Consider the following 25,877-nt stretch of genomic DNA (forward strand, 5'->3'; position numbering starts at 1 on the left):
GCATTGGTCTTATTCACGATGGTGATGCACTGCGTTTTCCGAATCTGTAACAGATTGGGCTGTATTGGGTCTGAATTTTATTGTTTAGCGTTAACTAAATCAAGATCAGTCTGAATTGACTGATTGGATTTGAATCGATTGAGCATACAACCCCAACTGTTTGGGTGTTGTATAGTCAAGCCTCACGAGCAATTAGTATTGGTCAGCTTCACATATCGCTATGCTTCCACATCCAACCTATCAACGTCGTAGTCTTCAACGGCTCTTTAGGAGGCATAAAGCCTCGGGGAAATCTTATCTTGAGGTAGGCTTCCCGCTTAGATGCTTTCAGCGGTTATCCCTTCCGAACATAGCTACCCGGCGATGCGACTGGCGTCACAACCGGTACACCAGAGGTTCGTCCACTCTGGTCCTCTCGTACTAGGAGCAGATCCTCTCAAATTTCCAGCGCCCACGGTAGATAGGGACCGAACTGTCTCACGACGTTCTAAACCCAGCTCGCGTACCTCTTTAAATGGCGAACAGCCATACCCTTGGGACCTGCTTCAGCCCCAGGATGAGATGAGCCGACATCGAGGTGCCAAACACCGCCGTCGATATGAACTCTTGGGCGGTATCAGCCTGTTATCCCCAGAGTACCTTTTATCCGTTGAGCGATGGCCCTTCCATACAGAACCACCGGATCACTAAGACCTACTTTCGTACCTGCTCGACTTGTGGGTCTCGCAGTTAAGCGCGCTTTTGCCTTTATACTCTACGCGTGATTTCCGACCACGCTGAGCGCACCTTCGTACTCCTCCGTTACTCTTTAGGAGGAGACCGCCCCAGTCAAACTACCCACCAGACATGGTCCTCGTCCCGGATAACGGGACAGAGTTAGAACCTCAACATTACCAGGGTGGTATTTCAAGGACGGCTCCACTCGGACTAGCGTCCAAGTTTCAAAGCCTCCCACCTATCCTACACAAGTAAGGTCAAAGTTCAATGTCAAGCTGCAGTAAAGGTTCACGGGGTCTTTCCGTCTAGCCGCGGGTACACCGCATCTTCACGGCGAATTCGATTTCACTGAGCCTCTGCTGGAGACAGCGCCGCCATCATTATGCCATTCGTGCAGGTCGGAACTTACCCGACAAGGAATTTCGCTACCTTAGGACCGTTATAGTTACGGCCGCCGTTTACTGGGGCTTCGATCAAGAGCTTCGCTTACGCTAACCCCATCAATTAACCTTCCAGCACCGGGCAGGCATCACACCCTATACGTCCACTTTCGTGTTTGCAGAGTGCTATGTTTTTAATAAACAGTTGCAGCGGCCTGGTTTCTGAGGCTGTCGACAGCTCAAGGAGCGAGTCCTATCACCATCAACAGCGTACCTTCTCCCGAAGTTACGGTACCATTTTGCCTAGTTCCTTCAGCAGAGTTCTCTCAAGCGCTTTGGTCTACTCGACCTGACCACCTGTGTCGGTTTCGGGTACGATTCCAGTGTAACTGAAGCTTAGAGACTTTTCCTGGAAGCAGGGTATCAGCCACTTCACTGTACAAGTACAGCTTGCTATCAGATCTCAGCATAGAGCACCCCGGATTTGCCTAAGATGCATGCCTACTTCCTTTCACCTGGACAACCAACGCCAGGCTGACTTAACCTTCTCCGTCCTCTCATCGCATTACACTGAAGTATTGGAATATTAACCAATTTCCCATCGACTACGCCTCTCGGCCTCGCCTTAGGGGTCGACTCACCCAGCCCCGATTAACGTTGGACTGGAACCCTTGGTCTTTCAGCGAACGGGTTTTTCACCCGTTTTGTCGTTACTCACGTCAGCATTCGCACTTCTGATACCTCCAGCAGACTTCTCAATCCACCTTCTTCGGCTTACAGAACGCTCCCCTACCACGCATAATAAATTATGCATCCGCAGCTTCGGCACATAGTTTTAGCCCCGTTACATCTTCCGCGCAGGCCGACTCGACTAGTGAGCTATTACGCTTTCTTTAAAGGGTGGCTGCTTCTAAGCCAACCTCCTAGCTGTCTATGCCTTCCCACATCGTTTCCCACTTAACTATGATTTTGGGGCCTTAGCTGGCGGTCTGGATTGTTTTCCTCTTGACTACGGACGTTAGCACCCGCAGTCTGTCTCCCGGATAGTACTCATTGGTATTCGGAGTTTGCATCGGTTTGGTAAGTCGGGATGACCCCCTAGCCGAAACAGTGCTCTACCCCCAATGGTATTCGTCCGAGGCGCTACCTAAATAGCTTTCGGGGAGAACCAGCTATCACCGAGTTTGATTAGCCTTTCACCCCTATCCACAAGTCATCCCCTGGCTTTTCAACGACAGTGGGTTCGGTCCTCCAGTTAGTGTTACCCAACCTTCAACCTGCTCATGGATAGATCACCCGGTTTCGGGTCTATACCCAGCAACTATACGCCCTATTAAGACTCGATTTCTCTACGGCTCCCCTATTCGGTTAACCTCGCTACTGAATATAAGTCGCTGACCCATTATACAAAAGGTACGCAGTCACCAAACAAGTTGGCTCCCACTGCTTGTATGCATGCGGTTTCAGGATCTATTTCACTCCCCTCACAGGGGTTCTTTTCGCCTTTCCCTCACGGTACTGGTTCACTATCGGTCAGTCAGGAGTATTTAGCCTTGGAGGATGGTCCCCCCATATTCAGACAAGGTTTCACGTGCCTCGCCCTACTCGTCATCATTATGTGTGCCCTTTCGTGTACAGGACTATCACCCACTATGGTTGCACTTCCCAGAGCATTCCACTAAAACACACATAACTTAATGGGCTTTTCCCCTTTCGCTCGCCGCTACTGAGGGAATCTCAATTGATTTCTTTTCCTACGGGTACTGAGATGTTTCACTTCCCCGCGTTCGCTTCGTATGACTATGTATTCATCATACGATACCTACCTTAAGGTAGGTGGGTTTCCCCATTCAGAAATCTCCGGATCAAAGGATATTTGCCGCCTCCCCGGAGCTTTTCGCAGGCTATCACGTCTTTCTTCGCCTCTGACTGCCAAGGCATCCACCACATGCACTTAATTACTTGACTATACAACCCCAAACAGTCGTTAATCCCTACAAGTAGGATTAAGACAATTAAATAAATAATCAATGATTTATTTAATCTACAGTTCAAAGTCTCGTGCACTTAAGCACTGTACAGCTTCAATCTAAATTCATATACCAAAACGCTTGATTCAGTTAATTTGCTAGTTCTCATTTCAATTCGTAATTAAACCGTAACACCGAAGCATTACTGTCAATCTTGAATTAAATGAGTTGAACAATTTATTTCAGACTCAATTTTTGCCAATCTGTTAATGAATTAATGCGTCTTCGTCAGACCGCACTAAATACTGTGATATTTAAATCACAGAACTTAATAAACCATCAAATCTAATCATTCGATCTTTTATTAAGTTCTGCAATCTTTAGCTTACACCCATACTCAATAAGTACGTGGTGGAGACTAGGAGAGTCGAACTCCTGACCTCCTGCGTGCAAAGCAGGCGCTCTACCAACTAAGCTAAGTCCCCAGCTTATCATCTGTGATTCGATGTATCTTCTTCTGCATAATTGCTTCGTCAGTAGTGGTGGGTCTGACAAGACTTGAACTTGTGACCCCACGCTTATCAAGCGTGTGCTCTAACCAACTGAGCTACAGACCCTCAGATACATCAATGAAGAACAACTTGTTGTGGATTCTTACCAATCGTCAATCTTTCGTTAAGGAGGTGATCCAGCCGCAGGTTCCCCTACGGCTACCTTGTTACGACTTCACCCCAGTCATCGGCCACACCGTGGTAAGCGTCCTCCTTGCGGTTAGACTACCTACTTCTGGTGCAACAAACTCCCATGGTGTGACGGGCGGTGTGTACAAGGCCCGGGAACGTATTCACCGCGGCATTCTGATCCGCGATTACTAGCGATTCCGACTTCACGCAGTCGAGTTGCAGACTGCGATCCGGACTACGATCGGCTTTTTGAGATTAGCATCACATCGCTGTGTAGCAACCCTTTGTACCGACCATTGTAGCACGTGTGTAGCCCTGGCCGTAAGGGCCATGATGACTTGACGTCGTCCCCGCCTTCCTCCAGTTTGTCACTGGCAGTATCCTTAAAGTTCCCATCCGAAATGCTGGCAAGTAAGGAAAAGGGTTGCGCTCGTTGCGGGACTTAACCCAACATCTCACGACACGAGCTGACGACAGCCATGCAGCACCTGTATGTAGATTCCCGAAGGCACCTTTCCATCTCTGGAAAGTTTCTACTATGTCAAGGCCAGGTAAGGTTCTTCGCGTTGCATCGAATTAAACCACATGCTCCACCGCTTGTGCGGGCCCCCGTCAATTCATTTGAGTTTTAGTCTTGCGACCGTACTCCCCAGGCGGTCTACTTATCGCGTTAGCTGCGCCACTAAAGGATCAAATCCCCCAACGGCTAGTAGACATCGTTTACGGCATGGACTACCAGGGTATCTAATCCTGTTTGCTCCCCATGCTTTCGCACCTCAGTGTCAGTATTAGGCCAGATGGCTGCCTTCGCCATCGGTATTCCTCCAGATCTCTACGCATTTCACCGCTACACCTGGAATTCTACCATCCTCTCCCATACTCTAGCTAACCAGTATCGAATGCAATTCCCAAGTTAAGCTCGGGGATTTCACATTTGACTTAATTAACCACCTACGCGCGCTTTACGCCCAGTAAATCCGATTAACGCTCGCACCCTCTGTATTACCGCGGCTGCTGGCACAGAGTTAGCCGGTGCTTATTCTGCGAGTAACGTCCACTCTTCTCAGGTATTAACCAAGAGAGCCTCCTCCTCGCTTAAAGTGCTTTACAACCAAAAGGCCTTCTTCACACACGCGGCATGGCTGGATCAGGGTTCCCCCCATTGTCCAATATTCCCCACTGCTGCCTCCCGTAGGAGTCTGGGCCGTGTCTCAGTCCCAGTGTGGCGGATCATCCTCTCAGACCCGCTACAGATCGTCGCCTTGGTAGGCCTTTACCCCACCAACTAGCTAATCCGACTTAGGCTCATCTATTAGCGCAAGGTCATAAAGATCCCCTGCTTTCTCCCGTAGGACGTATGCGGTATTAGCATCCCTTTCGGAATGTTGTCCCCCACTAATAGGCAGATTCCTAAGCATTACTCACCCGTCCGCCGCTAGCTCAGTTACCGAAGCAACCTCGCCCGCTCGACTTGCATGTGTTAAGCCTGCCGCCAGCGTTCAATCTGAGCCATGATCAAACTCTTCAGTTAAAATCATTTTGAAGTTTTAATCTAAACTTCCAAATCTGGCTCATCAATTTTCTGACTTAAATTTCGCTCAAATAAACTTCGAGTAATTTAAACCAATCAATCAATGAAATATTTTCGATCAATCAATCAGTAAAAATCCACACAAGTTGTTCTTCATAATCTCTTAATGATCTTCTCGATGCTTCGTCAGCATCAAGCTAGGTCGGCTATATTACGCTTTATTTCTAAAGTGTCAACTGGTAATTTAAATTATTTTAAACTTTCTTTCTAAAACCCAACTTAATCAAGTTCAATCAAGTCATTGTTTTATCAGAAGTTTTAATCTTCATCACCGCCGATGGATGTGCATTATAGGGCAAATATTTTGCCATGCAAGGCTTTTTGTAAAAGAAATATTTCGAGTGTTTATTTTTTATTCACTCTTACCTTTTCTACACACATTTTGAGCAAATTTGCTTTAATACATCGTTTCAATTAACTGTTACTATACACCCATCGGCGATATAACAGCTTTTGCTTACTCAGATTTAAGCGCTAGGATTCTTTATGTATCAACAAAAATATCTTTGGGTGTGCCTTGTTTCTTTAGGATTCATCACCTCAACACATGCGACAATGCCTTCTACTGAAGAAGTTGCTCAAGAAGAAACTACTGAAGTTATTGCGGCAGATTCATCTTCTGAAACTAAAAGTAGTCGTTTGAATGCGCTTAAAGAATTAAAAAATGTAAAAGCCAAAGATTTAAAAGTGAATGCAAATGCTGCACAACCCGATGAAGTCAAAGACCCACTGCAACCTTTGAACCGTCAGATTTATGCATTCAACGATATGTTAGATCGTAATATCGCGCGTCCACTTGCGGTTCAATATACAAAGAAAGTCCCTGGTGAAGTGCGCGGGTCATATCGTCAATTCCGAAAAAACTTGGGCGAACCTTGGAATGCGGTTAACCAATTGATTCAAGGCCGCCCTTTACGTGCCGCAAAAACTTTAGGTCGTTTTAGTTTAAATACGATTACTACTTTAGGCATGGCTGACCCTGCACGTCGTTTAGGTTTAGACACGGAAGAAGAAAATTTTGGTACAACCTTGGGCTACTACGGTGTCCCTTCAGGGCCTTATGTCATGCTACCAATTTACGGCCCAAGTACTTTCCGTGATGGTTTCGGCACACTTGTAGATGGTCAGGCACGTCCACAAAAATACATTTTAGATGGCAATGACCGTTTATATTGGTCGGAGCAAGTTATGCGCGGCCTAGATACGCGCTCGCAACTCCTAGATGTAGAACAAGTATTACAGGGCGATAAATATGCCGCAATTCGGGATATTTACTTGCAACGTAAAAACTTTGAAATTGCGGAAAAGAAAGGACTCGATGCAGATAGTATTTCTTTTGTAGATGATGAAAGCGAAGAACTTTTTGATGATCAAGAAGAAATAAACCCGCCTGAAGGAAGCAAAGAATAATTTGTAAAACATTTTACTCAAGGTGAGTTTTTACTTTCCTTGAGTATTCAGGCATTGTTATAGTAACGCTTTGTTTAGGTTCAGGGTCAACACAAAACTCTATGTATTTCATTCAACCCACACGTGATATTCCATATCTAGAACAGGTGCTCGACACACTTCCTAGTGTGCAAATGATTCACATAGATGACATCAGCTTGTATGACCCAACCATTATTGCAATTGCCGATGTGCAAGATTATTTAACACATCAATGGAATTTACCCACGATTGTATTGGCCTTTGAAGATGAAGGCACAGCATTGGTGCAAGCATGGGAACAAGGCGCTTTAGCAGGTTGGTTGTGGAGTCGTTTACCAGAAAATCCACCACAAGCCTTACGCAAAATAGACGCACAATATAAACGCAATCAAGACAGCCGCGACTTACCTTCAGCTGCTGAACTACAAAAAAAATTACTGCCCAATCCTATCGAACTGTGCAACTACCGTGTAGATACGTTATTTAAGCCTTCGGCTTATTTGTCGGGCGATTGGTTTGATTACTGGAAAATCAGTGATAAAGAAATCATGTTCTATTTAGCCGATGTCTCTGGGCATGGTGTAACTAGTAGTTTACTAACGTCTTGGATGGCTGCATTTCATGGTCGCTCCAAAACACCACGCGAACTGATTAAGAAGCTGAATGGCATGTTGGTTCAAGAAAATATTGAAAAGCATATCACCATGATTAGTGGGATTTTAAATATTGAAACCCACGAACTGCGTTGGTCGAGTGCGGGGCATTATCCACCTGCCATTATTATCGAACCCAATCAAGCACCTAAAATTTTAAATACCAGTAGTTTTCCTTTGGGACTGACTGAAGATTTAGAAGTTGAGGAATTTGAGTGCGTATTAAATAAACAGGCGCGGTTTATTATCTGCTCCGATGGTGCGTTAGAACCTTATAGTGGTGGTTTGAATGAACAGTTTGAACAATTGGTCTTTCACTTGCAAAATCAATCATTCCAAGCCCCCGATCATGTAGCAGATGATATTGCGATCTTGAGTTTGTGTCGAACAAAATAACCAATAAATCAGCCAGTTAACTTCTCAACCCAAGATATACGACTGTAAGCCACTTGAGTCTATATAGTCGCTATGGGATAATTATCTAATCCTTCTCTGCAAATGGCATTTATATGTCAACAGGTCATGTTGAATATGCAAGTTTGAATGGAACGCATATCTTTAAGCTTTTTGGCGAAGTGCGTGCCCAATCTTGTATTAGTCTAGACAAACTACTCAGTAAAATTGAACAGCAATCTAATGTGGTGGGTGCAATTGTAGATTTAACCCAAACTACATTTATTGACAGTACAGTTTTAGGTGTATTGGCTAAGCTAGGCTTAAAACTGAAACAAATCCATAACATTCAAGCAGTTATGCTCTCTACTAATCCAGACATTACTACGCTCGCCAATAGCATGGGCTTAGGACAGGTGTTTGTGATTTTAAATTACTGTGGTGACCCAACTGTCTGCACGCGTGAGCTGGTAGAAGAACACGTCACGCATAGCAATATGCTCACTACGGTATTAGATGCCCATAAAACCCTCATGAAGCTGAATGAAAACAACCAAAATATGTTCGAACCTTTGGTGAAACAGCTACAAAAAGAACAAGATAATCTCGATCAATGTGCTGAGCAAAATCAGCAGAACGCTTGATCTTCACTCAGGAATGCTTTGATGACTTTACTTTCTGTTGCTCAAATGAACTCACAAAATGATATTGAGGAAAACTTCAAAATCATTGAAACATTGATTCAACAAAGTAAAGCCGATGGTGCAGAACTGATCGTTTTTCCAGAAAACTTTGTTTGCTTTGCAGCAGGCAAACAATGCGAAACCGCGGCACAGTTTGAAAGTATTCAACAGCGTTTGGAACAGCTTGCACATCAATATCAAATCTGGATTGTGGCGGGTACATTGCCCTGCCCATATCGCCCTGATGGTTCAACAATTGCAGATGGTCGTGTGCGTACGGTCAGTTTATGTATTAGCCCAGAAAAAACTGAAGCACGTTATGACAAAATTCATTTGTTTGATGTGCAAGTTGGTGACTCTGTTGGTGGTTATCAGGAATCTAAGTTTTTTGAACCCGGCTCTGAAGTCGTTGTGGCGAAAACACCGTTTGGCAACATTGGCTTAATGGTGTGTTATGACTTGCGCTTTCCTGAATTGGCCTTAACTTTACGTGCGCAAGGCGCCAATATTTTAACTGCGCCATCGGCTTTTACTTACACCACAGGTCAAATGCATTGGCAATTGCTCTTGCAGGCGCGTGCCATGGATAGCCAATGTGCTGTACTGGGTGCCGCACAACAAGGTTGGCATGGTGAAAAGCGTCAAACTTGGGGGCATGCTGGAGCAAGCAACAGCCGCGGTCAAATTTTAGCAATCACCGCAGAAGAAGGCGCTCAACTACTCACGGTTCCTTTTGACTTAGACGAACAGCAACAGATTCGTGCATCAATGCCACTGATGCAGCACCGTGTTTTGGTTCAATATTGATTTTCACTCTGTATAAAATTACAAAAAAACTGAATATTATTTAAACAAAATCCCCCACGATATGATTTTGAACCATCATCTGAGGGATTAGAAAAATGACTTTAGAAAAAGCAGTTTATACAGCCCATGCAAAAGCCACTGGTGGTCGTGATGGTCGTGCAACGACGTCCGATGGTCATTTAGATGTTCAATTGGCGGTGCCGAAAATTATGGGGGGTACAGGTAATGGTACGAATCCTGAACAACTCTTCGCCGCTGGTTATTCAGCCTGTTTTTTAGGTGCAATGAAATTTGTGTCTAACCGAGATAAAATTTCGATTGCCCCTGCTGCCTATGTTGAAGGTGATGTTGGTATCGGCCCTATTCCAACAGGATTTGGTATTGAAGTGACGCTTAATATTCATCTTGAGGGTATGGATGCAAGCGAGGCACAGAAATTGGTCGATGCTGCACATATTGTCTGCCCTTATTCCAATGCAACACGTGGCAATATCAATGTAACGTTAAATGCGATTACCTGATGAACTCCTACCCTAAAACAAAATGTTTTAGGGTAGCTTCCTAAATTATCAAAATAAATTTTATAAAAAATATTGCCTTATATTTCAAACATAAATAAGATAAGACGAATAATTAAAACCGAGTTTATAAGAAATGTCTGCGTTATTTTATGTATGGGATGCTGAACAGCATCATTTTCAAACAACAATTTCTACATTAGAACAGGCAGAATATTTTGCAACCAATCCTCAAGATTTAGGTTTTACAGAAAATCTGAAAAATTGGCTCATTGAAGTTGAAAGTATTGTGACTAATCCTGAACTTGCAGAAAATTTCGATGAAGAAATTATCCAGTTCTTTAGTAATGTAAAAGGCTTTTTTAATTTTTCTACAAATGTTTTTGTCATCGAATATATACAGGAAAAAAGTAAATACCTTTATAAAATATTGGTTGATACACTACGTAAGTATAATCTCGTTGCTTTTGATGCAAAACATTATGTGTTTTTTAGTCGGGATGTTATTTTCCCCGATCAGAAAAGTATTGAACAGATGTTAAGCTCTGTCGAAGCAGTATCAAGAGAACAGTTATTACAATTTAAAGCTATACCACAAACACAAGAGAAGCTCAGTATTTTTGCAGATCAGTGGTTAGATTTAAATAAAGAATCTTTAAATTTTATAAAGCAGAGAAAAAAAAATCAATTTAACGAAACTATATATCATCGAGATTTTAATGATCAAATATATGAAGGTATATTAATACTATGTTCAAGTAAAAAAAATGTTTTAGCATATAGCCAAATTGCTTTGGGAAGTTATATTCAAATTTCATCAGAAAAAGCAATCCGTATACTACGCCAACATTTTATAGATGATCATACCTTGCAGTATTTACCCAATATTCATGGAATAGAGGGGGAAGCAATTCATTTTAATGATCCACAACAATTGCAGCACGTGTTACAACAAGTTTATGATTTTTTAATTTATGATGAAGAAAAACATAAAGATCTGGAAACTTTAAATCAGTGGTTGAATCATGGAGATGAAAAAGAATATATCACAGGTCTAGGTGCTATCTCACGTTTAGTGTTAGCAAAGTATGTTAATGATCCTTTATATAATCAATTGATGCAGGAAGCTTTGCCATATGTAAATAGAAATAGATTTTTTAAGAATATGACTTTAGAACAATTCTATGAAAGATTAGAAATGGAAATAAAAGAGATTTTAGAAAAATAAGCTAATTTCATACCTACCAAAATATAAGATGCACTTTATAAGTACATCTTATATTTAAAAATTACAGAAAAACTCTCTACTCCGCCGCTTCATTGGTGACTCGAAGCACTTCTTCCAATGTGGTTTTACCGGCCAACACTTTGCGCAAACCATCATCCCGAATAGAACCCGACTGTTTACGCGCATAGGTTTCAATTTCATATTCCGCAGCATTGCCATGCACTAGACGGCGCATTTGATCATCGACCGGGACAATTTCATAAATGGCAGTACGCCCGATAAATCCGGTATGTGAACAGTGCTCACAACCTTTGGGTTGCGGTAACTTCAGTTCAGTGCCGACATCTAAATGGCGGAAAATTTCTGTTTCAAAAGCATCCGCTTCATGCCATGTTGCACAACGTGGACATAAGGTACGCACCAAACGCTGTGCAATAACCCCAATTAAGGAACTTGACAGCAAAAAAGGCTCAATTCCCATATCTTTTAAACGGGTAACCGCACCAATGGCAGTATTGGTATGCAGTGTAGATAATACCAAGTGACCTGTTAAAGACGCCTGCACCGCAATTTCGGCAGTTTCTAAGTCACGAATCTCCCCCACCATCACCACGTCTGGGTCTTGACGCAGCATCGCCTTTAAAGCACGTGCGAAGGTCATATCCACTTTGGTGTTGACCTGTGTTTGCCCAATCCCTTCCAGCTGATATTCAATTGGGTCTTCTGCGGTCAAAATATTTTTAGAACCATCATTCAAGTCTGACAATGCGGCATACAAAGTCGTAGTTTTACCCGAACCTGTCGGCCCTGTAACCAAAATAATCCCGTGTGGTCGATGTACCAGTTGCTTTAAGCGCTCATAATCATTTTGCATCAGCCCCAAGTGCGTCATGTTTAAACGACCTGCTTGCTTATCCAGCAAACGCATTACCACCCGCTCACCATGCGAAGATGGCAGCGTTGACACACGTACATCGACCTCACGACCTGCTAGTCTGAGCGAAATACGACCATCTTGAGGGATACGTTTTTCGGCAATATCCAGTTTTGCCATGACTTTAATACGTGACACCAATAAAGGCGCAAGTTCACGGCGCGGTTGCACGATTTCACGCAACTGACCATCGACCCGCAAACGGACTGACAGTTTTTTCTCAAAAGATTCGATATGAATATCCGATGCGCCAACCCGAATCGCTTCAGACAGTAAAGCATTGATTAAACGTACAATCGGTGCATCATCTTCCTGATCCATCAGGTCTTCTGCTTCAGGAACTGAATCTGCCAAACTAAGCAAGTCAGGGTGATCTTCCAATCCCGCAGCGACTTGCTGCGACTCGCCTGTATCACCTGCAAAACTGCTGCTTAATAATTGGTGAAATTCCTGATCGCTACAAAGTTGATGCTGTGCAGGATGCCCCAAAAAACGACGCGCCTCCTGAATGGCAAGCATCGGCGTATTTTCACGACGTACAATAAAGGCATGATCGCCCTCATAACGAATTAACACCCCATGGCGTTTGGCAAAGCTATACGGTATTTGTAATTGTTTCAGTACTTGCATCAGCGATTATAATAATGATGAAAAAATTTAATTTGAGTGTACTCTAAGCGTATGACAGCGTGAAGTCTGTTTTCGCTGATTTATCAAGAAAGGGATAGGCCATTGTCACAAAATCATGAGATTTCAGAAACTGATTCGGCTAAATTAAAATGGTGGGGTGACTATGAGTTTGAGCTCAATCGTCCTAAAACGTGGCAATTTGGCTCACTCTTAGTACGTTTGACCCGTGGTATGCAAGAATGGCGTTTGGAATATTATCGCCCGCAGGTTCAATACGATTATGAACAGCAATGGCATAACATTGATGATCCTGAGTTTGCCTTTCCACAACCTGTGAAAATTGAACGCTATATGTTCAAATCTACACAAAGTAAATTACAGCTCATGCCTCGTTTGGCAGACCGTTCAGTGGTGATTAAACCTGTCGATCCAATTTATATTCCTGCGGGGCAACGCGGCACCTTGTATATCAGCACACCGTTGTGGATGTCTGCCTTTGTCGATGGTCAACGTGAACCCATTTTTGATTTGCCGATTATTCGCCCGAAAGATACTTGGTTTGGCCCCAATCATCGTACAGGTGAAATTTGCTATGCCACAGCAGTCGATGGCCGTACCGAATTACATCAATTAAAACCACGTGCATTTCGTGCCGTCACGCCGATTGAATTTCACAACACCAGCAATCAACAATTGCGTTTTGACCGAATGAATGTGCCTGTGCCTGCGCTGCCTTTATTTTTCAGCGAAAGTACAGGTCGTTTATGGACTTCACAAATTAAAGTGATGCATGAAGGTTTAGACCGCCCGCCACGAATTCGGATTGAAAATCGCACCCCGCCACATGCAGGTGAAGTGACCTATTTGCAACCACCGCGTGAAACGGCAGGTGCTTTATTTAATATGTTTGATTCATTTTTCTAAGAGGATGTTATGGCAGATTCCAATATTTCCAAAGAAATCACCAACAGCCTCAAAGGAATTTTTACCAGTATCAATACAGATCGTCTGACCGAAATTTTGGTCGCAATTGTATTGTCTTTGATTGGTTTCTTAATTGCACGTTTTGTTTCCAATACTTTTGTACGCACTATTGGCGCACGTTTTAATGCGCATCAACGCTTAGTTTGGCGACGCGGGATTTTTTACTTTATTTTCCTGCTGTTTGTGATGGCGAGCCTGAAAGAAGCAGGCTTTAAACTCAGCGTGTTTTTAGGTGCAGCGGGTATTTTAACCGTGGCTTTAGGTTTTGCCTCACAAACCTCGGCATCCAATTTAATTAGTGGTATGTTCCTGATTGGCGAAGGTTCTTTTGAAGTGGGCGATACCATTCAAATCACCCTGATTCGCGGACACACCATTGAAGGTGAAGTGATCTCAATTGACTTACTTTCAGTTAAATTGCTGACCCAAGACAATATTTATGTGCGTTTACCCAATGAACAATTGATTCGTGCACCCGTGCATAACTTGTCCAAGTTTCCAATCCGACGTGTGCCCATTACCCTCGCGATTAATTTTCACGAAGATATTATTAAAGTGCGTGAAGTGTTGCTCAGTGTCGCCAATCAATATCCGCTCGTGCTGTCTGACCCTAAACCCGCGGTGACAGTTACAGCTTTCCGTGAATCTTCAATTGAATTGTTGTTTGCGGTGTGGTGTCAGCAAGAAAACTTTTTAAAGGTACGTGATGAAATGCAGGAACGTATCCGTAATGGTTTCCTAGACAACCAAATCGAAATTCCTGTACCCAAAATGGGTTTTGTTGATCATCCTTTATCGCGCCCTTTAAATAATGAAGAACTTGATCAATATGCCAATGCCCAAGCACTGAAACGAGAACCTGACTTAAAGTAATCGTTTCAGTCTTCGACACTTTGCCTCTAACTAAACTTGAGGATCTGCTCAAGCTTTGGAAGACGGCGAAGTGTTGTTTTTTGCGAGATCTGGCTCAGGAATTGGGGCGATATATGCAATCAGTAGCATACCTAAACCTGCAGCAAAGAATGACAGCACGCGCATTAAAGTCCCAATATTAGATAAATCTAAAAGCACCAATTTTAAGGTCACAATCACCAAAATACTGCTGCCTAAAATCCACAAGGCACGTAATTGTTTCAGACTGGCAATCCACATGGCGATACAAGCCAAACTCACCCAAAGCAAGGTCAAACTGAGCTGCACAGTGGCATCTTGCCAAACAGCAATTTGGTTGATTGGCGTTCCCAAATACAGATGTAAGGCACGTAATAGCACATAACTACTTAGCCACAGTAAACTCAAGACCATAATTACCGCTGCCAAGCCTTGGTCTAAATGGGTTTTGCGTTGCAGATTCAACATCCACAAAATAGCCACCAACATGGCTATACTGACCAAATCAAATGGATTCAAAATAGGCAGTACATAGCCGTAAAATGCGTGTTCAGTCAACAGTTGTGAACATAGCATCCACATCAACATGAAGATTAAATTGCTACGCGCATACCAAAATTTACGCCAATCTGAATCCGGTTGTTGCCACCAACACCACGCCGCAAAGAGCAATGGTAAAATCACCACGCTGCTATACGGATGCTGTGGTAACAGCGTTAAACTCGCCATCGCCAAAATGGGTAACAGTCCTAAATTCAGCTATTCTTTGTCGCTGCGGACAGTCCATAAAGGACGCAACCACAACACACTGAGCACGCCTGCAAACAAGGCAAATAGCAGACGTTCAGTACCCGAAACCCAATGCACCGCTCCATCATAGCTACGGCTGAATAATAAACCTGCTGCAGTGAGCGAAACTGGCGTTAGACCTAACCATTTGGGCAATAGCCATGACCATGTCGCTTGACGAGAAAGTAGTACTTCGTTGATAAGTAAATAAATGACCACAACCGCCAAAAGCGTCTGTACGGTTGCAAGTTCTCCATCAAAGTAATCTAAACCTAACCATAGCCATAAACTGGTTGCAGACAACATCATTAAACACAGTACGCTCGTGGTTGCTGTGCTCAGTTGTTGTCTGAAAGCTGCACGGCTGTTGGAAAACACCACAACCGTGGCATAACTTAGGCTCAGTACCCAATAAATACTGCGCTCGAAATAAGGCAACTCTACTAAATAATACAGCCCAGATAAGCCCGCTACGGCAAACAAACCTAGTGCCAAATAACGGCTAATTTTAGAATATTGAATAAAGGCAAAAATAAACACAGCCACGCCTTGTAATGCCCAACCAATGACACTCCATTGTTCAGGCAGTAAAATAGGTGGAATCAACACACTAAAAATCAGCATCAAACTGAAATAACTTTGTGCAATAAATTGTGTCTGCCGATGCTGTTTGGTCAGCCAATACAAACCTGCAAAAACCACCGCAAATAACAAACTAAAGGCTGCCTGCTCTGCTGTTTCTTCAAAATACATCAGATATAAACAGGCATAACCGACAATGGGTGCGCCAAAAATCAAGGCAAGGTCTAAAATAGGTTTCAGCTGAAACGTGGCGACATCTTCCTGTGCCAAAAGCTGACTAAAGCGAAAACCCAACCAAATAAAAATAGCCGCATGCGCCAAAACTAAAAGCGTTAGCACCTGCCGTTCAAAGATATAACCATGATAAAAGGCATAGCTGCCACCCACCACAACCGTCATTAAAAACGCAATTTGATTTAAATATTTCCACGGACGTAAACTACTTAAAATGGCAACCGAAATATTAATCAGCAAATAATAGGCAATAAATTCAATGGCTGTTGCATTACGAACAGGTAAAGTAAACGGTGCGAAATACGCAATCAGCATTGCCATGAGGGCAAGTTCGACTGATTGTTGTTTTAAACTCAGCCAGAGCGTGAGCAACATCACCACAATAAAACACAGACTGGCGATAGCTAAATTTGGAATGACCAAATTGTAATAGGCAAAAAATAAGGTCAGACACAGCCCAGCCAACCCCAAACCTTGCACACCCAAAGCAAAGCTGCGATTTTTGTTGCGTAACAGATAACCGAATACTGTCACTGCTGCACTCACGCCAGCAACGAACAAAAGTTTCACTGCCAAACTAAATTGCCAATGTTCAGTAGCAAAACGTAGCAGTAACACCACGCCTATGAGTAACACTACAATTGCTGCTTTTAATACAGGATTACCATGTATCAGCCATGATTGAGCTTGTTGCAATAAACTGTTACTTGATGAGCGCGACTGAGTTGCAAAAGGTGCAACAGACCTTGAGGATTTGGCTAAATCTGGAGCTGAATATTCTTGATGTAGATACTCTTGGTCTTGATATGGATAAGAAACTTGAGCTGCTTGTTCCCGAACAGAATTCGGCTCGCTCGATAATGTGGAATCAGATTGAATAGCGATGGTTTCAGGTTGAGAAGCGGTTGATATAACACCATCATCCACATTTGCCTTAACTGATGAAAGACTTGCATCAACTTCAGATGTATTGGCTAAAATATGCTCTGCGAATTGCGTTTGAACCTTTTTCTCTTGAGCATTGGTCTTTTGAGGATAGCTCTTTTGAGCATGCGCCTGAAGCTTAGCGGCACTTTGTAATTGCTGTAATTGATACAGTCCTTGCTCCAAACGCTGCAACCATCGCAACAACATAAAAATCCATGCACTTAAAGCAATAGATGTCAGTAAATACCAATCCAGCAATATTCCTAAAAAAGCAATAAAAGCGGCGATATATAAAGGAGTTTTAGAGCTTTGGCGTTGTACTTGTGACTGTGCATCCACAACCTGTTCCAGTGAGTTCTGCACTCGTCCCACAAAAAACATCACGCTGACCACCGCAGCAACTGCACAGATATAACTCAGCATCGGCACACCGAGCCACCATGCGCCAATTGAAATTATGATTAATAGCATGAACCAAATGATTCGAATTTCATTCTGCCCTGTCTGCATTGCTCTTCATTTTATTGATATTGTCATGGCTCCGATCATACAACAGACAGCACGATTCTGAATCAGGATTCATCAGCAATTCGGTAACTGTGCGTCTGCAACACTTGCCTTAAAAATCAGTTTCTGCGACAACTGCAAAAATCACGTACAATAAACTGCTTATTTGCAGAAGGAATCAATCCATGCCACCATTTGTCTTGGTCGATGGCTCATATTTTCTATTTCGTGCCTTTCACGCACTACCACCATTAACCACGTCAACTGGTTTACATACCAATGCTATTCGTGGTGCGATCTCTGCGATTCAAAAGTTGATGCGTCGTACTCAGCCTACTCACATGGCGGTAATTTTTGATACGCCTGAGCCGACTTTCCGTCACGAACTATCGCCAATTTATAAAGGTGACCGCCCAAGTATGCCTGAGGAACTTTCTCAGCAAATTCCATACTTACATGCTTTAATTCGTGCTTTGGGTATTCCACTTTACATGCTACCAGGCGCAGAAGCCGATGATATTATTGGAACTTTAGCCAAACGTGCCGAAGCCGAAGGACAGCAAGTACTGATTTCTACGGGCGATAAAGACATGGCGCAGTTGGTGACTGAAAAAGTTACCCTTGAAGACAGCTTCAAAGAAAAGCCAATGGATATTCAGGCTGTATTTGACAAGTTTGGCGTATGGCCGCATCAAATTATTGATTATCTGACCCTCATGGGTGATGCTTCCGATGGTATTATGGGCGTGCCCGGCATTGGCGCCAAAACTGCTGCAAAACTACTGACCGAATATGGCTCGATTGGTGCGATTTTAGAAAATGTCGATCATATTAAAGGCAAAGTCGGACAAAATATTAAAGACAATGCCGATGGCATCGCGCTAGATCATCAACTCGCCAGCATTGTTTGTGACCTTGATCTGAACTTTGGTTATGCCGATCTAAAACTACAAGACCCTAATGTTGAAGCCTTACGCAATTTATATACCGAGCTAGAATTCCGTAATCAATTACAATCGCTCGATCATCCAAATAATCCAAATAACAGCAATTATAAACAAGCTGCAAAAACAGTCGCCGCACCGACAGCCAATGAAATTGAAACTGAAGATCAAGCCACGCAAAGCAGTGTTGATGATCAACTCGGTGCAGCAACATACCACACCATTTTAGATCAGGCGCATTGGGATGCTTTGCTGCAACGCTTGCAAACTGCACAGCGTTTTGCCTTTGATACAGAAACCACCAGTCTGGATTATCGCGTTGCAGAAATTGTTGGTTTTTCTATCGCGTTCGATGCCAAAGATGCCTATTACGTACCTTTGGCGCATGATTATGAGGGCGCACCACAGCAGCTCAACCGTGATCAGGTTTTGGCACAAATCAAACCTATTTTAGAAAATAATGCGGTGGATAAAATTGGGCATCATTTAAAATATGATGCGCATGTGCTTGAAAATCACGGTATTCATTTACAAGGTTGGTATTTCGATACCATGTTGGCATCTTATGTGCTTAACTCTGTCGCAACCCGTCACGGCATGGATGATGTGGCACGCTTATATTTAAGCCACCTGACCACATCTTATGAGCAAATTGCAGGCAAAGGCGTCAAGCAAAAAACTTTCAATCAAATTGAAATTGAAACGGCTGCGCACTACGCTGCAGAAGATGCGCATGTTACGTATCGTTTATATGAAGTGCTGTCTGCGAAGCTACAAAAGCATCCTGAATTGGTCAATATTTTGCACAACATCGAAATGCCTGTGGCGCGTGTGCTGACCAGTATGGAAGAAAACGGCATTCAGCTTGATCTGAAATTTTTAGATCAATTGGGTGTCGATTTTGCCCAAACTATGCAAGATTTAGAAAACCAAATTGTAGAATTGGCAGGTGAAAACTTTAATGTCAGCTCACCAAAACAAGTGGGTGAAATCCTATTTGATAAACTCGGACTCAAAGGCGGCAAGAAAACTGCAACAGGTCAATACAGCACCAGTGAAAGTGTCTTGGAAAAAATTGAGCATCCGATCAGTAGCTTAATTTTAGACTACCGTGGTTTATCTAAACTCAAAAGCACCTATACCGATGGCTTACTGAAACAAGCCAACAACGATACGCATCGAGTGCATACCAGTTATCACCAAGCTTTGACTGCAACAGGGCGTTTATCTTCTACTGATCCAAACTTACAAAACATTCCAATTCGTACCGAAATTGGTCGTCAAATTCGTAAAGCCTTTGTCGCACCTGAAGGTCGCGTGTTGTTGGCAGCCGACTACTCGCAAATCGAATTGCGTTTAATGGCACATTTTTCACAAGATGATGCCCTACTCGATGCCTTTAACCATGGACAAGACGTGCACCGCCGTACTGCGGCAGAAGTCTTGGGTATTGCCTTAGAAGACGTAACCTCAGATCAGCGTCGTCAGGCCAAAGCGGTAAACTTCGGTCTGCTCTACGGCATGTCGGAATTTGGCTTAATTCGTCAGCTTGGGTTTACCCGTGAAGAATCACAAAACTACATCAAGCAATACTTCCAGCGTTATCCGGGCATTTATGAATATATGCAACGTACCCGCCAAGTCGCGCTAGAACAAGGTTTTGTAGAAACTATTTTAGGTCGTCGCCTCTATACGCCAGATATTGCTGCACGTAATATGATGGTACGTAAAGCGGCAGAACGTGCGGCAATTAACGCGCCATTACAAGGCTCTGCAGCTGATATTATTAAAATGGCGATGATTGAAGTCGACAAAATGTTACCGCAAGCGCAAGCCAAAATGTTGCTGCAAGTACACGATGAATTGGTATTTGAAGTCGATGCAGATGCGGCAGATGAACTCGCGCCGAAGTTGGCAGAAGTCATGCAATCTGTGGTGGAAATTTCTGTACCATTGGTGGTGGAAGTCGGAAAAGGCAATAACTGGGATGAAGCGCACTAAAGTCGTTGCGCTCTCTTTTTTCAGCACCTTCCTTCGCCTAGAAGGAGGTCAGGATGCAGGTTATTTGTATTTCTGAAGACTCATTAAGGTCGTCAGCCCAAACTTAAACTACAAAAAAAGGACTCGATTTGAGTCCTTTTTAATGTTTTAGAATAATGCGACTTATAAGCCAGTCAGCAATACAATCGCTACCTGATTCATAATAATTTCAGCGATATATAAAGCCAAAAATGCAATAATTGGCGACAAATCAATCATGCCCATGTTCGGCAATAAACGACGAAATGGTGCTAATAACGGCTCTGCCAACTCTTGAATCACTTCAATATAAGGCCCACGAGACTGGGTAAACATGACCACCCAACTTAAAATAATAGTCGCAAAAATCAGATAGCGACAGAAACGGATTAAATCCTGAATCATGGTCACAAAAGTCAGAATCAACAAGTGAATCGGACTGTTCGGCATAGCCCCATTCAGATACATCACCCCGAAAATTTTAAGTAAATACAACACCACCAACAAAGCTAAGGCAGCTGAATTGACACGACCTTTGGCTACAGTTGGAAATATACGACCAAATACATCTACAATTTTGGTGGCTTTGATGGTTGAAAGCACCACAGGGTTATATGGGCTAACCGCAGCCAACTGCATTAAGAAACGGAAGAAGACGAGCAAAATTGCTACGTTAATGATAATGCCAAAAATTAGCGCAGAATTTGCACCCATACTTGAACTTTCCTAAATTTAAATTCGTTGTTTTTCAATTATTAAATGCTGTCGCTTAACTCTTGTGCCAATTCTTGACTGCGCATTTTTGCAGCAGCCAATGCTGCCTGAATATTTTGTGAAATTTGCGCATGGTCAAATACTTCAATGGCCGCCTGCGTAGTGCCATTGGGTGAAGTCACATTTTTACGTAATTCTGCAGGCGTATTCGAACTGGTAATTGCCATTTGTGCGGCACCCAATGCTGTTTGCAAAGTAAGTGCTGTAGCAACTTTTTCATCTAAGCCTAAGTTTTTACCTGCACGAATCATACTTTCCATCATATAGAAGAAATACGCTGGGCCAGAACCTGATACTGCAGTCACTGCATCAATTTGAGCTTCTGAGTTTACCCAAATCGTTAAACCTGTCGCAGCCAAAACCTGACTGGCCAATTCACGATCTTTGGCATCTACATACTCAGTTGCATATAAACCATGTGCGCCAGTTTGTACCAAAGCAGGGGTATTTGGCATGACACGTACCACACGCTCAGTACCCAATAAATTCGCAATCGTTGAAATTTCTGCACCTGCAACAATCGAGATCACCAGTTTATCTTCAAACTGACCGTGCAATGGACGCAATACTTGTGCCAAAACCTGTGGTTTGACTGCAAATACCACAATATCTGCATCTGCAATCGCGGCCAAATTATCCTCAGTGACATGCACATCTTTTTCTTTTAATAATTCACGCACTTGTTCTACAGGGTCTGAAACTGTAATACGGGTTGGCGGCAAACCTCTGGCAATCAAACCACCAATCAAGGCTTGCGCCATGTTGCCACCGCCAATGAAACTAATATTACAATTCAATACTGCACTCATGATTCACGCTCTTCGTTGAGTTCTTTGTCGTTAAGAGACTAAATTCGGTTGCCATCCATCTGCGACACAATAGTCCGACTGTGCAAGCCAAAAGCCTTTGGGGCTAAAAACGCCTAGCATAACATTATCTAGGCTTAATATTTGAATTGTATGACGCGTCCACGGAAAAATTTGTGCTTCCTGAATGGCTTTTTTCAGTGGCCATGTGCCCACCCGACCATACAAATGAATTTTTTCACCACCCAAACGTGGCCGTAAAGTTAACGGACGATTCAGCAAAGTTGCAGATAAACCGACTTTGGCTTGTTGCAGTTGATAACAGCCAGACCACACTTGAAAAGTCTGATCTGCCTGCAAACATAACACTTGTTCTTCTGCCTCAAAATGTTCTGCAGCTAAATACTCCGCTTTCGGCAAACGAAATAATTGTTGCTGATAACGCAGATAATAATAATCCTGACAATGTAATGCCGCTTGTGCATCGGCTTTGGCTTGAATCACCTCACGTTGCAAGCGTTCGACCATATCAAAACTTGGGCGATATTGTGCCTGTCCTTTCATCCATGCCGATAATAGCTGACGTTGCCGTGACAAAGACAATTGTTGTAACTGAATTAAATTCAACTGCGAGTCTGTGCCACATGCAGCTAAATCCTGCGCCAAAACTTCTGCCAAAATGTTTTCAGTATCTTGCATCAAGTTTGCAGTACGCGTCACAGCTTGCTGCATTTTAGGAAAACGCTGTTGCACGACAGGCCACAATATTTCTCTTGCCCAAGCTCGGTCATAATGCACATCCTGATTGCTTGGGTCTTGCACATAATCGAGCTTTAATTCAGCACTCCATTGGCAAATCTGCTCACGCGAAATATCCAATAACGGACGCCAAATACTGATGTCATCACGCACATCGACAGCTTGCATGGCAGCAAGTCCTTGCACACCTGCGCCTGAAAACAAACGCAGCAATACGGTTTCTGCCTGATCTTGCTGATGATGCGCCAATACTAGAACTTCGTTGCTATCTAAGTGCTGCATATAGGCCTGATAACGCGCCTGACGTGCCTGATTTTCTAAATTACCCTCAGACACACTGACTTTTTGCAGCACACACGGCACATTTAAATTTTGGCAGGTGGCTTGCACCAATGTGCCCCACGCTGCGCTTGGACTTTGCAATTGGTGATCAATATAAATCGCGCGTACTTTTTCAGGGCACAAAAACGACAAAAGATGCAGTAGCAGCATGGAATCCATGCCGCCGCTACATCCGATTAAAAATTTTGTCTGTGCAGAAAAAGCCTGTAATTGGCTTAAGACGCTAGACCTAAATTGTCGCTGCCAAACTTCATTAAACGCTGGTAACGTTCTTCGCATCGTTGTGTTGCATCCATCGCTTGCAATTCATCCAAAGCTTCTTTTAACACATTTTTCAGACTGTACATGACTTGTTCAGGGTTTAAATGCGCACCCTCACCTTCATCAACCACGTATTCTACAATACCAATCTTTTGCAGTTTTTCTGCAGTCAATGCCAATGCTTCACTGGCTTGTTCGGCTTTTTCTGCAGTTTTCCACAAAATAGACGCACAACCTTCTGGTGAAATAACAGAGTAAATACTGTGTGACAACATTACCACACGGTCAGCCACGCCAATACCCAACGCACCGCCTGAACCACCTTCGCCCAATACTGTAGCAATTACAGGTACTTTTAAGTTCGACAATTGCGCTAAGCTGGTCGCAATCGCTTCTGCCTGACCACGTTCCTCTGCACCTACACCTGGGTATGCACCCATCGTATCAACAAAAGTGAAAACTGGCAGATTAAAACGCTCTGCCATATCCATAAGACGCTGTGCCTTACGGTAGCCTTCTGGATTACACATCCCGAAGTTGTGTTGTAATTTTTCGCGGGTACTGCGACCACGATGTTGACCTATCACCATGACAGGCTGACCATCAAAGCGTGCCAATCCACCGATCATTGCACCATCATCACCAAATAAACGATCGCCATGTAAGGCATCAAATTCAGTGAAAATTTCACCCACATAGTCTAGAAATTGCGGACGTTCAGGATGACGTGCAATTTGCACGGTTTTCCATGCTTTAGATTGAGCAGCTTTTTTCATAAGTCGACTGTTATCCCTAAATTAACCAAATCTTAATCGACAAATTGTTCCGACTGAATATTCAATTCAATGTCCCAATTCTTGAATTGCACTTGTTCATCGTGCAATTCAGCGACAAGCAATGGCCATTGTTTGGCATCACCCGACACGCTGAGCTGCCATTGTTGCGCATTGCGGATGCTTAATTCAATGGCAGGAAGCATCGCATCGCTACGACTTGCGTTGACCAAAACTGCAAGGCGAAGCAACAAACTTAAGTAAACAATTTTATTGCCACCCGCTTTCAGTGCTTCTGTTTTCGCGTCTTGGCGCAACTTTCGACGATGGTTGCCGACCAAATGCGAGAGATAGTTTTGGTCAATTTGTGAGAAACCGGGAATGTCCGAATGTTGCAATAAATATGCACCGTGACGATGATAACTGCTGTGACTGATGGCTAAACCAATTTCATGTAGGTACGCAGCACGACGCAATAAGTCACTATCTTCGTTATTTAATTTTAATGATTCTGCCACGCTGTCAAATAAATGTTGCGCAGTTTTCACCACACGTCCAGCCTGTTTCGGGTCTGAGTTATAACGCCCCATTAAGGCCTGTACACTGCGGTCACGAATGTCTTCATGCTGAAAACGCCCCAACAAGTCATACATTACACCTTCACGTAACGCACCGTCGGAATACACCAGTTTATCGATATCTAATACATCAAATACGGCATATAAAATTGCCAAACCTGCTGGCAAAACTGCTCGACGGTCTTCTTTTAGACCATCAAATTCCATTTCTGATACATGTTTAAACTTGAGCAAACGGTCTTTGAGTTTTTCTAAACCTTCACGAGTCAGATTTTCCTGCTCATTGCTCCAGCCCATATTTACCGTAATTTGACGACAGGCTTTAATGGTACCGCTCGAACCTGCAACGGTATCCCAACCTGCTTCTTTATAAGTATTGGCAATCGAATACAATTCTTTACGCGCTGCAACCACTGCTTTTTCAAAACTGCTTTTGCTAATTTCGCCATCGGCAAAATAGGCTTTGGTATAGGCCACACAGCCCATTTGTAAAGATTCGGTATGAATTGGCTCAAATTCTTCGCCAATAATCAACTCTGTCGAACCACCGCCAATGTCAATTACCAAACGACGACCACTATTTGCCATCGTGTGCGATACGCCTAAATAAATTAAACGGGCTTCTTCACGCCCTGCAATAATTTCAATAGGTTTAGGCAAAATTTCTGCGGCTTTTTGAATAAACTCATGTCCATTTTTGGCCTGACGCAATGCGTTGGTTGCCACAATACGCAAACGGTTTGACTGCACCGCAGTTAAACGTCCTACAAAACGCGCCAAACATGCCAAACCACGTTGTTGAGCTGCTTCGGTCAAATTCTTATTTTCATCTAAACCTGCGGCCAACTGTACTTTTTCTGACATTGATGCCACTTTTTTTACTTCACCATGATCCACTCGTGCAATTGCCAAGTGGAAACTATTCGACCCCATATCAATGGCTGCGAGTAACTCTTCATCAATTAAAAAATCAGACATTCTTCAAACAAACCTAGACAGAATTGTGCCTAGAGTAATTCACATACACCTAATTTAAAAGCCATTTATCAGCACAATTTGACGACTATTTAAATTTTCTGCATATATGAC

General features: G+C 43.2%; 15 protein-coding genes, 2 tRNA genes, 2 rRNA genes and 1 pseudogene. 9 read left to right on the forward strand and 11 right to left on the reverse strand.

Annotation, left to right across the window (positions count from 1 at the left end; all coding sequences use genetic code 11):
• Positions 1-171: 171 nt before the first annotated feature.
• From C3Y93_RS06535 to C3Y93_RS06550, 4 genes are all read right to left on the reverse strand, one after another.
• A 23S ribosomal RNA gene (locus C3Y93_RS06535) occupies positions 172-3,065 on the reverse strand.
• A gap of 411 nt (positions 3,066-3,476) precedes the next feature.
• Positions 3,477-3,552 (reverse strand) — tRNA-Ala (locus C3Y93_RS06540).
• 55 nt (positions 3,553-3,607) lie between these two features.
• Positions 3,608-3,684, reverse strand: a tRNA-Ile gene (locus tag C3Y93_RS06545).
• 59 nt (positions 3,685-3,743) lie between these two features.
• Positions 3,744-5,281: ribosomal RNA gene (locus C3Y93_RS06550) — 16S ribosomal RNA — on the reverse strand.
• The 16S and 23S rRNA genes sit together here with 2 tRNA genes alongside, the layout of an rRNA operon.
• Before the next feature lie 546 nt (positions 5,282-5,827).
• On the opposite strand from C3Y93_RS06550, the gene C3Y93_RS06560 reads away from it, so the two are divergent.
• The 6 genes from C3Y93_RS06560 to C3Y93_RS06585 all read left to right on the forward strand — a co-directional run bounded on the left by C3Y93_RS06560 (position 5,828) and on the right by C3Y93_RS06585 (position 11,054).
• Positions 5,828-6,751 (forward strand): VacJ family lipoprotein, encoded by a 924-nt coding sequence (locus tag C3Y93_RS06560; protein ID WP_104852445.1) that lies wholly within the window; start codon positions 5,828-5,830, stop codon positions 6,749-6,751.
• A 101-nt stretch (positions 6,752-6,852) separates the two neighbouring features.
• Positions 6,853-7,821, forward strand: a complete 969-nt coding sequence (gigA, locus tag C3Y93_RS06565) for an RsbU family protein phosphatase GigA (RefSeq protein ID WP_096902424.1) — start codon at positions 6,853-6,855, stop codon at positions 7,819-7,821.
• Between the two features lie 113 nt (positions 7,822-7,934).
• On the forward strand, positions 7,935-8,462 hold the full coding sequence (gene gigB / locus C3Y93_RS06570) for an anti-anti-sigma factor GigB (RefSeq protein WP_004975187.1): 528 nt from the start codon (positions 7,935-7,937) through the stop codon (positions 8,460-8,462).
• A gap of 21 nt (positions 8,463-8,483) precedes the next feature.
• Entirely contained in the window at positions 8,484-9,308 is an 825-nt protein-coding gene (locus C3Y93_RS06575; RefSeq protein WP_104852446.1) for a carbon-nitrogen hydrolase family protein, read from the forward strand.
• Positions 9,309-9,403: 95 nt separating this feature from the next.
• A complete protein-coding gene (locus C3Y93_RS06580; RefSeq protein WP_104852447.1) occupies positions 9,404-9,829 on the forward strand; it encodes an organic hydroperoxide resistance protein in 426 nt (141 codons plus the stop codon).
• 133 nt (positions 9,830-9,962) lie between these two features.
• Positions 9,963-11,054 (forward strand): hypothetical protein, encoded by a 1,092-nt coding sequence (locus C3Y93_RS06585; protein WP_104852448.1) that lies wholly within the window; start codon positions 9,963-9,965, stop codon positions 11,052-11,054.
• A 76-nt stretch (positions 11,055-11,130) separates the two neighbouring features.
• Here the strand turns inward: C3Y93_RS06585 and gspE are convergent, their stop codons facing one another.
• Entirely contained in the window at positions 11,131-12,618 is a 1,488-nt protein-coding gene (gspE, locus tag C3Y93_RS06590) for a type II secretion system ATPase GspE (protein ID WP_104852449.1), read from the reverse strand.
• A gap of 102 nt (positions 12,619-12,720) precedes the next feature.
• On the opposite strand from gspE, the gene C3Y93_RS06595 reads away from it, so the two are divergent.
• Together C3Y93_RS06595 and C3Y93_RS06600 are read left to right on the forward strand one after the other, a co-directional pair.
• The gene (locus tag C3Y93_RS06595) at positions 12,721-13,542 is read left to right on the forward strand and encodes a hypothetical protein (protein ID WP_004975182.1); all 822 of its coding nucleotides are present in this window, start codon (positions 12,721-12,723) and stop codon (positions 13,540-13,542) included.
• A gap of 9 nt (positions 13,543-13,551) precedes the next feature.
• Positions 13,552-14,475: a mechanosensitive ion channel family protein gene (locus C3Y93_RS06600; RefSeq protein ID WP_096902425.1), complete on the forward strand. Its 924-nt coding sequence runs from the start codon at positions 13,552-13,554 to the stop codon at positions 14,473-14,475.
• A 48-nt stretch (positions 14,476-14,523) separates the two neighbouring features.
• Here the strand turns inward: C3Y93_RS06600 and C3Y93_RS06605 are convergent.
• Positions 14,524-17,535 (reverse strand): annotated as a pseudogene (locus C3Y93_RS06605) (DUF2339 domain-containing protein).
• Positions 17,536-17,717: 182 nt separating this feature from the next.
• On the opposite strand from C3Y93_RS06605, the gene polA reads away from it, so the two are divergent.
• The gene (gene polA, locus C3Y93_RS06610) at positions 17,718-20,477 is read left to right on the forward strand and encodes a DNA polymerase I (RefSeq protein WP_104852450.1); all 2,760 of its coding nucleotides are present in this window, start codon (positions 17,718-17,720) and stop codon (positions 20,475-20,477) included.
• 162 nt (positions 20,478-20,639) lie between these two features.
• Here polA and C3Y93_RS06615 read toward each other — a convergent pair whose 3' ends face one another.
• Genes C3Y93_RS06615 through ppx form a run of 5 tightly spaced genes read right to left on the reverse strand, consistent with a single transcriptional unit; the run spans position 20,640 to position 25,766 of the window.
• Positions 20,640-21,209, reverse strand: coding sequence for a YggT family protein (locus tag C3Y93_RS06615; RefSeq protein ID WP_104852451.1), 570 nt, complete (start codon positions 21,207-21,209; stop codon positions 20,640-20,642).
• 41 nt (positions 21,210-21,250) lie between these two features.
• Complete coding sequence (gene proC, locus C3Y93_RS06620; protein ID WP_104852452.1) at positions 21,251-22,078, reverse strand: pyrroline-5-carboxylate reductase; 828 nt, start codon at positions 22,076-22,078, stop codon at positions 21,251-21,253.
• Positions 22,079-22,108: 30 nt separating this feature from the next.
• Positions 22,109-23,455, reverse strand: coding sequence for a tRNA lysidine(34) synthetase TilS (tilS, locus tag C3Y93_RS06625; RefSeq protein ID WP_104852453.1), 1,347 nt, complete (start codon positions 23,453-23,455; stop codon positions 22,109-22,111).
• Positions 23,392-24,213 (reverse strand): acetyl-CoA carboxylase carboxyltransferase subunit alpha, encoded by an 822-nt coding sequence (locus tag C3Y93_RS06630; protein WP_104852454.1) that lies wholly within the window; start codon positions 24,211-24,213, stop codon positions 23,392-23,394. The genes tilS and C3Y93_RS06630 overlap by 64 nt, the downstream gene beginning before the upstream one ends.
• Before the next feature lie 32 nt (positions 24,214-24,245).
• On the reverse strand, positions 24,246-25,766 hold the full coding sequence (ppx, locus tag C3Y93_RS06635; protein ID WP_004975167.1) for an exopolyphosphatase: 1,521 nt from the start codon (positions 25,764-25,766) through the stop codon (positions 24,246-24,248).
• Positions 25,767-25,877 lie beyond the last annotated feature (111 nt).

The sequence above is a fragment of the Acinetobacter sp. SWBY1 genome (assembly GCF_002946595.1).
GTDB classification, from domain to species: domain Bacteria; phylum Pseudomonadota; class Gammaproteobacteria; order Pseudomonadales; family Moraxellaceae; genus Acinetobacter; species Acinetobacter towneri.